Raw genomic sequence first — 12,975 nt, forward strand, 5'->3', positions numbered from 1 at the left:
TTTTAAATATAGTCAATGTTTCGAATATTTCTCAATAAGTTATCTTTTAGTTAAATTGCCCAAAAGTGCTCATATCTCAACTAATTCACTAAGCTTTGGTATAAATCATTTTAATTATGCATACACAGTGTTATAAAAATACGATTAGTCTTTAATGCGCCGATATGGAGATGTTTCAGCTTGGATAAAGAATTGCGCAATGCTTTGGAAGATTTTAGCCAATTAAAAGTATTAGTTATCGAAGAGAATACGCTTATTCATGGTGTGTTAACTGACGCGTTGTATGATATTGGCATTAAAGAAATTAGATGTGCGCAAAATGCCTATTACGCATTAAGGCTATGTGATGAGATGCACTTTAATGTGGTCATTTGTTCTTTTAACTTACAAAGCGATAAAGACGGATTTCATTTACTTGAAGAACTGAAATTTAATGGCCACGTCAATAAGAGTACGGTACTCATATTTTTAAGCGCTGATACTGATGAATCATTAGTTAATTCAATTATTGAATTACAGCCAGATGACTTTTGGGCTAAGCCAGTATCCCCTAGTCATATTCAAAAACGACTAAAGCATACGCTGCAATTTAAAAAGCAGTTATTTAATATTTACCAAGCCATTGATAATAAAAACTATTCTAAAGCGGTGTATTTTGCCGATCGTCACCTTCTCGATAAGTCCTTACAAAAATACTATCCCAATTTACTGCGTATGAAAGGCGAAGCATTTTTAAGCTTGCTGGAATTTAAAGAAGCCGAAGCATTTTTCAAGGGGTTACTTAAAGTTTACCAGTATTCATGGGTTTATTTGGGGTACGTACGTTCGTTACTAAGACAAGGTCGAATTGAAGAAATTACCGAGATGTTGGAGCAATTAACCGAAAAACCGGACACTCGTTTTGCAACTCACGATATGTTGGCTCAATACTATATTGAACAAGAAGATTACCCACAGGCATACTTGGAAATAAAGAAAGCAGCGGCACTAGCGCCAAGAAATATTGAACGAAATAAAAAATATTGGGATTTAGCGCGGTTAAACCATGATCATAAAGGCCAATATAAAGCGACTAAGAATATTGCTCAAAATGCGAAAAACTCGGTACATGATTCACCGCAATTATTATTGAACTGCATTCGAGCAGGCATAGATTTGGCCTGCACGTTAACTGACAATAAGTCCGATGCTATTTTGAAAGAGTCAGAACTGTTTATTAAACAGTTAGAGACAGAGTACGACGATAGTCATTTGTTCAAAGAGCAAATATTGGTCGCTCAAGCGAGGATCCATAACGTTCGCCAAGAAAATGAACGTGCCGAAAGCATAGTTGAGAACCATTTGTCGCTTAGGACGTCGACGGAAATTGAAGATAATTTAGACAAAGTAAAGGTTTTTCATGAGCTTGGCATGCGCGAAGAAGCGCTGATTATTTTAAAAGCGATAAAAAACCAAATTACAGGCGAGTCGTTAACAAGCCAAGTAGTAAATAAGTACGTTGAGCAAGAAATGGAAGAAAGACAAGAAATTCATTTCACGCCAAAACATTTACATGAAATGGCAGTAGAGCATTTCCAGAAGAAACGTCTGCAACCAGCTTTTGAGTCAATTCAACAAGCATTAACGTTAGCACCGAGTAATGCTAAATTTTCAATTAGCTTATTGAAAATTTTACTAGCGATGCAAAAAACAAATGAACTCGCCGAGCCTCATTTTGATGCAGCACAAAAAGCTATTGATGTCCTAGACGGTATGAAGTTCGCAGGTAAAAATTTAGAGACAGTTAATCAACTAAAAGAGCAGTGGTTGTTAGTGGAGCAGTAGAGTAGCTGTTCATTTAACGAGTGCATATTTTACTTCACATCAGTTGATTACACCAAATATACCTATATATAGAAATATACAATATTAAAGCTAAGGATTTTTATGTCTTACCCATTAATTTATAGCCAATCTGGCATTCCTCTTTTTGTACTTAGCGAAGCCGAATACGACTCTTGGCATAGTAGTCAAACAACCTTTGTAAAAAACTGGCTGGCAAATAATGATTTTGAAGGTCAAGGCTGGAGTACTATTCCTTCGCAAGACGGCGAAATATCCTCCGTTGTGGTTGTGGTAAAAACAGGTACAGAATATTTTGCCTGTGGCGATGTTATTAATAAATTGCCAGTAAACCAGTATTTATTGAAGACGTCTCAAGAAAATCTTGAAGCTACTGCATTTGGTTGGTTAATTGGTAGTTATAAATTTGACCAATATTTAAATGAAAATAAGCAATTACCGACACTAGCTGTTGATGATGAACAGCTGGTTAGTAAATCGATTAAGCAATATAAAGCAACGGCCTTAGTGCGCGACTTAGTTAATACGCCAGCAGCCGATATGATGCCGCAAGACTTAGCACGAATAACGAAAGAGCTTGCTGTTGAATTTGGCGGTACATTCACTGAGATTGTTGGTGAACATCTACTTGATGAGAACTACCCAACGATTCATGCTGTTGGTCGAGCAAGCTGTCATGCTCCTCGTTTACTCGACTTGCGCTGGGGGCGCAGTGACGCACCTAAAGTTACCTTGGTCGGTAAAGGAGTATGTTTCGATAGTGGTGGCTTAGATGTTAAACCAGCGGCTGGCATGCGCAATATGAAAAAGGATATGGGAGGTGCCGCACATGTGCTTGGTTTAGCACGTTTAATTATGGCATTTAATCTAGATGTGCAATTACGAGTATTAATCCCTGCTGTTGAAAATGCAATCGCCGGCAATGCGCTACGTCCTGGAGATGTCGTTAAAACACGTAAAGGTTTAACTGTAGAGATTGATAATACCGACGCAGAAGGGCGGTTAGTCTTATGTGATGCAATTGACGAAGCGGTACAAGAAAAACCGGATATGTTGATTGATTTTGCGACCTTAACAGGTGCAATGCGCGTTGCATTGGGAACAGAATTACCAGGCTTTTTCGCAACAAGTGATGAAACCGCAAACGGTATAACGAATGCTGGCCTGCCTATTCAAGATCCGGTTTGGCGCATGCCGTTATATCAGCCATACAATGCCTTGTTTAAGAGTGATATCGCTGATATGACAAATTGCTCAGCGGGACCTTTCGGTGGAGCGATTACTGCAGCACTTTATTTGCAAAAGTTTGTACCTGAAGGTATCGATTGGTGCCACTTCGACATTATGGCGTTTAATGTTCGTCCGTTATCTGGCCGTCCAAAGGGTGGTGAAGCTTTTGGTATTCGCGCGGTTTTTGATTATTTACAACAAAAATATACGTAACATTAAAACCCATATGTAATAAGAAAAAAGAGCTTACCTTGAGCAAAAGGTAAGCTCTTTCTTCGTTTTCGCTTCCAAAAAAAATATAAATTTTTAAACCTTTTCTTTCGTAAACGCTACTTACTTTCTGATTGTTCAAAAAAATTTCGGGAAAGTAACGTGAAAATAGAAGATACAAGTGGTCAGGATGTCGTCCTGAGCCACAAATCAAATAATAAACGCTGGGTAATAATTAGTGTCGTTGCCGTAGCGATTCTTTCGCTAATTGGTTTGACTGCGCCTGCAATATCAAGTTGGTCTTCTGGTGATGCCAGTATTTCTCAAGACCGAGTGCGACTAGCTAAGGTCATTCGTGGTGATCTAGTGCGCGACCTTTCTGTACAAGGGCGCGTTGTTGCCGCTATTAGCCCTCGGCTTTATGCTACCGGACAAGGCACAATAACCTTTAGCGTCGATGCTGGCGATAAAGTAGTTAAAGATCAAGAGCTCGCTGTAATAGAAAGCCCTGAGCTAACCAATGAACTTAAACAAGAGCAAGCGTCTCTTCAAGAGCAAACATTAGAATTAGAACGTCAAAAAATTCAAGCAAGAAAGCAAGCTCTTGAAAATCAAAAATCAGTCGATTTAGCCAAAGTTACTTTAGTGGCTGCTGGCCGTGAAAAACGTCGCGCTGATAAGGCGTATCAATTCAATTCGATAAGCCAAATTGACTTCGAAAAAGCGCAAGATGATCTTCAAAATGCCGAGCTTGTATACAAACATGCCGAACAAGACGCAGCGCTCAATGACGAAAGTTTAGCATTTGAGATTAAATCAGTTCAATTACAGGTAGACAGACAAGCATTATTAGTAACTGAACTTCAACGTAAAGTTGATGAATTAACTTTACGTTCACCCGTTAATGGAATAGTCGGTAACCTTGCGGTGAAGCAAAAAAACCAAGTGAGCCGAAATCAGCCTATTTTAAGTGTTGTCGATTTATCTGAGTTTGAATTGGAAGTCGATATTCCTGAAAGCTACGCGGATGATTTAGCCATAGGTATGGCAAGTGAAATTACCGTTAATGGCAAAACGTATGCGGCGAATCTCGTTACTATCTCACCCGAAATTGAGAACAATCAAGTAACTGGACGTGTGCGTTTTGCCAACTCATCAGATAACGATAGTCATCCACCGGGACTTCGCCAAAATCAACGATTAACAACACGCATATTAATGGAAAACAAACCTAATGTACTGATGGTGCAACGCGGACAATTCTTAGAAAGTTCAAGTGGACGTTTTGCATACAAAGTAAGTAATGGCGTTGCAGAAAAAGTTGCTATTCGTACCGGTGCTCGCAGCCTGTCTAATGTAGAAATAAGTACAGGGCTAGTAGAGGGCGATACCATTATCGTTTCTGGCACCGATCAATTTAATGACTCAGATAAAGTGCTTATTACGCAATAGCAATAAATAAAAAGACAATAACGATAAATAAATACTTATAGGGTAGAGGAAATAACCATGCTAACGATGACAAATGTAAAAAAGGTTTTTAGAACCGACTTGGTAGAGACTCATGCATTACGAGACTTTAATTTACAAGTCGATGAAGGCGAATTTGTAGCAGTTACAGGGCCGTCGGGTTCAGGAAAGACAACATTTCTAAATATAGCAGGTATGCTGGAAACCTTTAATGGTGGGACGTACCAGTTAGATGGTAAAGATGTCAGCCATTTAAACGACAACCAACGTAGTCGGTTAAGAAATGAAAAAATTGGTTTTATCTTTCAAAGCTACAACTTAATCCCAGACTTAAACCTTTTTGACAATGTAGATGTGCCATTACGCTATCGTGGCTTTGATGCTAAAACGCGCAAACAGCGTATTGAAGAAAGCTTGGAAATTGTGGGCCTAGCAAACCGTATGAAGCACCTACCTGCACAATTATCTGGTGGTCAGCAACAACGTGTTGCAATTGCACGTGCTTTGGCAGGAAAGCCTAGGTTTTTATTAGCAGATGAGCCAACAGGAAATCTAGACTCTGAAATGGCACAAAGCGTAATGGAGCTTCTTAAAAATATTAATAAATCAGGCACTACCATTGTTATGGTGACTCATGACCCGCTTTTGGCTAAGCAAGCGACACGTAATATCTTCGTTAAAGACGGCCAAGTGAGCGAAATAGAAGATGTTATTCCTATGCATGTAGCGAACGCTTAGGGGGCACAATGTTTAGTTACTATTTAAAGCTAGCGTTTAAAAGCATTCGGAAAAACCCGTTGCTAAGCTCATTAATGGTGTTGGCAATTGCACTGGGAATAGGTGCAAGTATTACTACAATAACAGTTAACTATTTAATGTCGGCCAACCCTATCCCAGAAAAAAGTGAACAGCTGTTTTATGTTCAGGTTGATAGCTGGGATCCACACAACTCATTTAATGAAGAGTCGAATGATCCGCCAAACCAAATTACATGGACTGAAGCGACTAATTTGTTTACTGCCCAAAAAGCAAGTAAACAGGTGGTAATGGCGAAATCAGGCGGGATAATTGTTCCTGAAGATCAAGATATTAACCCGTTTGAAGCACAGATAAGATTAACCACTGGGGACTTCTTCACTATGTTTAACACGCCATTTTTATATGGTAGTGGTTGGCAAATAACTAGTGATCAAAACCGAGAGCAAGTCATCGTTTTAACTAAAAAAATTAACGACAAGGTCTTTGGTGGTGAAAACTCTGTTGGTAAGAGTATTTCATTAGCGGGTCAACATTTTAAAATTATTGGCGTTTTAGATACCTGGCTGCCTGTACCGAAATTTTATGACGTCAACAACGGGGCTTTTGATGAACCAGAGGAAGTGTTTATTCCGTTCTTCTTAAAAGAATCTTTCGAACTGCCTAACTGGGGAAATACCAATTGTTGGAAAAGTCCTGAAGGCGAAGGTTTCAAAGCATTCCTAAGATCTGAATGTATAAATTATCAAATGTGGGTAGAGCTTAATAGCGATACGGAAAAGGCTGAATACATAGACTTTTTAAACAACTATGTCAGCGAGCAAAAAGCGTTGGGAAGATTTCCGCGTCCAATGAACAATAAGCTTTCTGATGTGATGCAATGGATGGAAAACCAACAAGTAGTTCAAGACGATGCCAAAATGATGATGTGGATGTCATTCATGTTCTTGATTGTATGTCTTTTAAATACCGTTGGATTATTGCTGGCGAAGTTTATTGGTAAATCGTCAGAAATAGGTTTGCGAAGAGCAATAGGTGCATCAAAAAGTGACTTGTTTGTTCAACATATTATTGAATCAGCATGTATCGGTTTACTGGGTGGGTTAGTTGGACTTTTATTAGCGACTTTAGGCTTAAAAGGAATAGAAAGTTTATATGGAGATTTTGTAAAAAATCTTGTTTCTCTGGATGTAACCATGGCCATTACGGGGCTATTGATTGCGTTAATTTCTAGTGTACTTGCAGGTTTATACCCGACTTGGCGAGCATGTAATATTTCACCAGCAAGTCAGCTTAAGAGCCAATAAGGAGCAAATGATGTTAGAACTAGGACCTATATTTCGTGCCTTATTGCGCAATAAAGTTGGCGCAGTATTAATCGCGATTCAAGTCGCTTTTACAATGGCAATTATCGTTAATTCTGTTTCTATTATTTACGAGCGCAGCCAAGAAACTAAACGGCCAAGTGGAATTGACGAAGAAAATTCATTTTTTATCAACAGTAGTGGCTTTGGTACCAATTTTGGAGCAAAAGCAACAATCAATAAAGATCTTGAAGATCTTCGAGCATTGCCTGGTGTTATTGATGCAGTGCAAATAAATGCCATTCCTGTAAGTGGTGGCGGTTGGTCGATGGGCCTGCAAACCGAACCAGGGGCTGAGCATGATGGTATTGGTTTAGCTGTGTATATGGTAGATGAACATGGTTTAGGTGCATTAGATGTGGAACTGTTGGCAGGTGAAAATTTTACAGCGTCAGATATACGCTGGCGTGGCAACGCTGAAAGTAGTTGGCCTGACAAAATTATTATTACACAAGCCATGGCAAATCGGTTATTTCCAGATGTTGACTATGCTCAAACGGTAGGTAAAACAGTCTATATTAATGACAATGAGCCAATGATCATTTCGGGTATTATTGATAAGTTGCAAGCACCTTGGGTGGGGTGGAATAATGTTGAAAATGCTATGCTATCGCCAGAATATTTAGAAAGAGATGCCGTTCGTTATTTCATTAGAACTGAGCCTGGTCGCCGTGACGAATTGATGAAGACCGTAGAAGAAATGCTGGCACAAAACAAAGAGCGCGTTATTGATGGTATGCGTAGTATAGAGTACGTGCGAGAACGTAGTTATCGCAGCCACACAGCGATGATCAAAATACTGACGACAGTAATTATCACACTTACTATTGTGACAAGCCTTGGCATCGTTGGTTTAGCAAGCTTTAGTGTAAACCGACGTAAGAAACAAATTGGGATACGCCGGGCGTTAGGTGCAACAAAACGTGATGTACTTAGGTACTTTATGGTGGAAAACTTTTTAATAAGTACGGTTGGCGTGGTATTAGGTGCTTGTCTAACGATAGGACTTAATATTGTGCTGGTAAATGCCTTGTCACTCACTCCTATGGATTGGTATTACATTCCTATTGGCATGTTAGTGTTGTGTTTAATAGGACAAATAGCGGTATTTGGCCCTGCTAAACGAGCAACCAATATAGCACCAGCTACTGCAACTAGAACTGTGTAGTTTTATAAATAGTAAGTCCACGTTTCGTGGACTTACTATTGGCTATTGAATTAGTGCATTAATATCGAATGTTTAGCGCGCTTATTTTATCTATAGTTTGGTGCTAGCTCTAAACACGCTGAACATATGGTGAATTAGTGCGAGATTATTCTCTTCCATACTTGAAACTGCTACGCCAAATGGTATTGCCTCAATCACTTGAGCAAATTGCCTAGTGGTTAGCTCAATATTTTCCATTGATATCCGATTTAAAGAAACTTCCTTTTCCAGTCGGTTAAAAATGACAAGTTGGATTTCTTCTTTTTCTTTGATGAGTATATCGTGGCATTGTGATTGCCCTGCGTGAATAAGCTCTGAACGGATTAAATTACTACTTATTTCGTCGAAAAGCCCTTTACACCTTTCTGTTATTAAATTTTCTGTATCTTGCCAAAAATCACTTTCAGAGGCTGCGTAAGTGATGAGCCCAGCCTTATTTTCGTCAATATGATTTTGAACAACAGCGCGAAAAATAGCTTCTTTTGAACTAAAGTTCTTATAAATAGTAGCGCGAGATATATCAGCATATCGTCCAATAAGCGATACATTCGACGCACTGAAGCCATGTTGGAAAAAGCATTCTTGTGCCGCGGCTATGATTTTTTCTACCGATTTAGGCAAAGTGAACTCTCCATAGAGTACAAAAATGAATATAGGTTATGCCTAATAATAATAATAAATGAAGCAATAAACAACAGGTTTACACATTGTGTAAATGTGTAAACCTGTGTTAAGATCTCTTTAAATTATGTGTCCAAAGTCCCTTTTTGTTGGAGCCAATGTGAAAAACTTATTAATTGTCAGTGTACTATTCTTGTTGCAGGCGTGCTCTGAGCCAACACCAAAAATCGTTGAACAAGCGCCTGTAGTGGTGCAAATGTCGAAAGTAGTTCAAGTAAATTCGAATAAAGAATATGAATTTCCAGCTACCGTTTCAGCGGTTAAAGATGTTGATTTGAAATTTGAAGTGTCAGGTCGTTTAATAGTTGAAAACTTGGTTGAAGGCAGTGAAGTGGCAAAAGGGCAAGTGCTCGCACAAATTGATCCTGCACCATTTCAACGAAAGGTAGATGAAAGTCGCACTCGGCATCAAGACGCAGCTCGCAGTTTAAGTCGTATTAAGGAAATGCATAGTAAAAATGTAGCGTCTCAGCGAGAACTTGATGACGCAGAATCTTTATTTACTATTACTGAAATTGCTTTAGAAAATGCAAAACAAGACTTAAGTTACTGCACCATCAAAGCTCCTTATGATGCAGTGGTTGGTGCTCGTTTTATCGAAAATAATAGCTATATACGTGCAGGTGATACTATTGCAAACCTTCAGGATAGATCACAATTATATTTCTCGTTTGAAGTGCCAGAACGCATTATGACTGCTAACGCAGGTAATCGAAATGTCAAAGCCACTGCTTATATTATCGGTCAAGAAGAGCAAGTGTTTGATATCCACTATGTCGAACATAAAACTACGCCAGACCCTGTTACACAAACTTACGACATTCGTTTTGCAATTGATGGAGAAGTAACGAATTTATTTTTTCCTGGCTCAAGAGCAACGGTAAAAATTGAAGATTTAAATCAAGCGAAACACGCGCTTGTTATTCCAATTAACGCATTGGTTGGTGATAAAACTTCGGGGTTCTTTGTATGGCGTTTCAATGAAGTAAAAGGGGTTGTTGAAAAAGCTAATGTTGATATTGCAGATTTAAACCAAGAGCTTGCGGTGATTGCGAGTGGCTTAATGGTTGGAGACAAAGTGGTTTCTGCAGCGGTTAGTCAAATGCGAGAAGAAATGAATGTAAAAGAATATAAGGCGGACTTTTAGTATGGATATCGCTCGTTATTCACTAACTCGCCCAATAAATATTTGGTTGATCGCGCTGTGCTTTTTAATTGGTGGCGTGGTGGCTATGAGTAATATAGGCCGCTTAGAAGACCCTGCTTTCACGATAAAGCAGGCGGTAATCATGACTTATTACCCAGGTGCAAATGCCGAAAAAGTTGAAAAAGAAGTGACCGAACAAATCGAGATTGCGTTACAACAAATGTGGCAATTGAAGAAAGTGGAGTCTGAGAGTAAACCCGGATTTTCTCGCGTCACAATGGAAGTGAAACCAAATCTCGACGGCCCATTATTACCACAAATTTGGGATGAACTGAGAAAGCGACTTAGAGATATTCATCAAGATTTACCTATTGGCTCTAGCAAGCCGATTGTCATAGATGATTTTGGCGATGTGTTCGGGGTTTATTATGCGCTGACTGCTCCCGATTTTTCTGCTTATCAAATGAGAGAGTTTTCTCGCATAATTCGACGAGAGTTACTTACCGTTGATGGTGTCGCTAAAGTTGCTGTGAATGGTATTTTAGAAGAGCAAATTGTTGCGGAAATAGACACTTACCAGATAGCGGGTTTAGGCTTGTCTTTTCCGGATATCCAACAAGTTTTAGCGAGTAATTTACAACCATTCGCCGGTGGAAGGTTATTTGTAGGGGATAAACAAATACGCATTCCCGTTTCTGCGGCAACAAACAAAATAGAAGAAATTGAAAATATTTCATTTGTTATTCCGGGTAGAACGGCGTCGATTAAAATTAAAGATGTTGCAGAGTTGAGCCTACAACCTGTCGACATTCCGTCTGACTTAAAACGATTTAATGGCGAAAGTGCCATCACGTTAAGTATTTCAGCACAAAATGATGTAAATATTGTTCAAGTTGGTAAGCGAATCGAAGCTAAATTAAGCCAAGTGTTAGCGAATTTACCAGCAGGTATCGAAGTCTCACCAATTTATAATCAAGGAAAAATTGTCGATAAAGCCGTTGATGGTTTTATTTTGAACCTTGAAATGTCAGTGATTGTGGTCACTATTGCGCTGTGTATTTTCATGGGGTGGCGTTCAGGAGTCGTTGTTGGCGGTACGTTACTTGTAACCGTTCTTGGCACTGTGCTTGTAATGTGGCTTTACGGGCTGCAATTAGAGCGTATTTCGCTTGGTGCTATGGTTATTGCAATGGGGATGCTTGTTGATAATGCAATCGTTGTTGCCGAAGGAATGATGTTGCGAATGGAAAAGGGCAAGTCAGCAATGGAGTCGGCTAGCTTTATCGTTAAGCGCACTCAGTGGCCATTATTAGGCGCAACTATTATAGGTATTGCCGCTTTTTCCGGCATTGGCTTATCTGACGATGCTACTGGAGAATTTCTATTTTCTTTATTCGCGGTAGTGCTAATTTCGTTGATGCTTAGCTGGGTATTGGCTGTGTCATTCACGCCTTTGCTTGGCAAATATTTCTATCAAGTCTCTCAACAAGAGGAAATGGAAGAAAAACCGTCGTTATTTCACAAAGGTTACTTATCGTTATTAACTAATGCTTTGCATTATCGAGGGATTACTGTTGCCATTTTGTTGATCATCACTGTAAGTGCATACGCGAGTTTTGGTTTGATAAAACAAGGATTTTTCCCACCGTCAAACACACCTAACTTTTTTGTTCACTATTGGGGTCCTCAAGACAGCGACATTCGAGCGACAGAAAAATACATGAAATTAGGTGAATCACTCATTCTCCAAACGGATGGTGTCGCGTCACTCACTAGCTTTATTGGCCAAGGTGCGGACAGGTTTACCTTGGTATATAGCCCACAAATGCCGAATGAAAGTTACGGTATGTATCTAGTACGCGTTGAGGAGGCATCGAAAATTCCAGAGATTGCGCGTGATGTCGCTCTGCGCATAAAAGCAATAAACCCTAACGCGGAATACTATGCGGAAATTATGCAGTTTGGCCCAGGTGCAGGCGCGAAATTGCAAGCAAGGTTTTCAGGCTCAGATCCTGTTGTGCTAAGAACATTAGCGGAAAAAGCTAAAGCAATATATCTAAACGATGGTCAAATTCGTGATGTTCGTGATAACTGGCGAACTAAAGGCATGATATTAATGCCAGAATATGACGAAAATGCAGCAGGTGTAGCAGGTGTTTCACGTAGTGACTTTAATCAAGCGATCCAGTTTTATACTAATGGTTTAACATTAGGGCAGTTGCAAGAAGGCGATTATCTTTACCCCATTGTTGCTAAAAGTCGAACAGCAAATACTAACCCTGATGATCAGCTAAGCCACCTTGAAAATGGCTTGGTATGGAGTGCAAGCCAACGTACTTATATTCCATTTAAACAAGTCAGTGGTGAAACGACTTTCGATAGTGAAGAAATGTTAATTAACCGCAGAGATCGCGTTAGGACTATCACCGTAATGGCGGAGGCTGGTTATGAAGAAACAGCTGGTGCGGCATTCAATCGCGTTAAGCCACTAATCGAAGCCATCGAACTACCTGACGGTTATAGTTTAGAGTGGGGCGGTGAATATGAATCGTCAAAAGATGCACAATCTGCGCTAGGCCAAGGTTTACCTTTAGGCTTTTTAGTTATGTTTATTATTAGCGTCTTGCTCTTTGGTCGTGCTCGTCAGCCAATAATTATTTGGTTAGTTGTGCCGATGGCTATTGTTGGCGTTGTTGCAGGGTTACTTATTGCAGATTTACCTTTTGGTTTTATGTCGTTATTAGGCTTTTTGAGTTTATTTGGTATGTTAATTAAAAATGCCATTGTTTTACTTGAAGAGATTGACTTGCAAATTGATGAAGGTAAAGAAAAAGCGGTTGCTATTGTCGAAGCAAGTCTCAGTCGTTTAAGGCCAGTATCCCTTGCCGCTATTACGACGATTCTAGGTGTCATGCCGTTAATCGCTGATCCATTTTTTGCTGACATGTCGGTCACGATTATGGGCGGGTTAGCTTTTGCGACAATTCTTACGTTAATTGCAGTGCCAGTACTTTACAGCATTTTCTATAAAATCGAAGTAAAGAAAACTTAGAATATTTGGCGTATAA

At 39.5% G+C, this 12,975-nt stretch carries 9 protein-coding genes; 8 read left to right on the top strand and 1 reads right to left on the bottom strand.

The window, feature by feature from the left end:
- The first annotated feature begins 180 nt into the window (after positions 1-180).
- The 6 genes from HII17_RS07970 (at position 181) to HII17_RS07995 (ending at position 8,040) form a co-directional block, all read left to right on the top strand.
- The gene (locus HII17_RS07970; RefSeq protein WP_169074803.1) at positions 181-1,824 is read left to right on the top strand and encodes a response regulator; all 1,644 of its coding nucleotides are present in this window, start codon (positions 181-183) and stop codon (positions 1,822-1,824) included.
- A 102-nt stretch (positions 1,825-1,926) separates the two neighbouring features.
- Positions 1,927-3,285 (top strand): leucyl aminopeptidase family protein, encoded by a 1,359-nt coding sequence (locus tag HII17_RS07975; RefSeq protein ID WP_169074804.1) that lies wholly within the window; start codon positions 1,927-1,929, stop codon positions 3,283-3,285.
- Between the two features lie 159 nt (positions 3,286-3,444).
- Entirely contained in the window at positions 3,445-4,734 is a 1,290-nt protein-coding gene (locus HII17_RS07980) for an efflux RND transporter periplasmic adaptor subunit (RefSeq protein ID WP_169074805.1), read from the top strand.
- Between the two features lie 57 nt (positions 4,735-4,791).
- Positions 4,792-5,490 carry an ABC transporter ATP-binding protein gene (locus HII17_RS07985; protein WP_169074806.1) on the top strand — a complete coding sequence of 233 codons (699 nt, stop codon included), beginning with the start codon at positions 4,792-4,794 and terminating at the stop codon, positions 5,488-5,490.
- Between the two features lie 8 nt (positions 5,491-5,498).
- Positions 5,499-6,815 carry an ABC transporter permease gene (locus HII17_RS07990; RefSeq protein ID WP_169074807.1) on the top strand — a complete coding sequence of 439 codons (1,317 nt, stop codon included), beginning with the start codon at positions 5,499-5,501 and terminating at the stop codon, positions 6,813-6,815.
- A 7-nt stretch (positions 6,816-6,822) separates the two neighbouring features.
- Entirely contained in the window at positions 6,823-8,040 is a 1,218-nt protein-coding gene (locus HII17_RS07995) for an ABC transporter permease (RefSeq protein WP_169074808.1), read from the top strand.
- 90 nt (positions 8,041-8,130) lie between these two features.
- On the opposite strand, the gene HII17_RS08000 is transcribed toward HII17_RS07995, so the two are convergent.
- Positions 8,131-8,700, bottom strand: a complete 570-nt coding sequence (locus tag HII17_RS08000) for a TetR/AcrR family transcriptional regulator (RefSeq protein WP_169074809.1) — start codon at positions 8,698-8,700, stop codon at positions 8,131-8,133.
- A 160-nt stretch (positions 8,701-8,860) separates the two neighbouring features.
- On the opposite strand from HII17_RS08000, the gene HII17_RS08005 reads away from it, so the two are divergent.
- Both HII17_RS08005 and HII17_RS08010 read left to right on the top strand, forming a co-directional pair.
- The gene (locus HII17_RS08005; protein ID WP_169074810.1) at positions 8,861-9,907 is read left to right on the top strand and encodes an efflux RND transporter periplasmic adaptor subunit; all 1,047 of its coding nucleotides are present in this window, start codon (positions 8,861-8,863) and stop codon (positions 9,905-9,907) included.
- Position 9,908: 1 nt separating this feature from the next.
- On the top strand, positions 9,909-12,959 hold the full coding sequence (locus HII17_RS08010) for an efflux RND transporter permease subunit (protein ID WP_169074811.1): 3,051 nt from the start codon (positions 9,909-9,911) through the stop codon (positions 12,957-12,959).
- Positions 12,960-12,975: the final 16 nt, after the last annotated feature.

The organism is Thalassotalea algicola, from assembly GCF_012932965.1.
Classification (GTDB): Bacteria; Pseudomonadota; Gammaproteobacteria; order Enterobacterales; family Alteromonadaceae; genus Thalassotalea_F; species Thalassotalea_F algicola.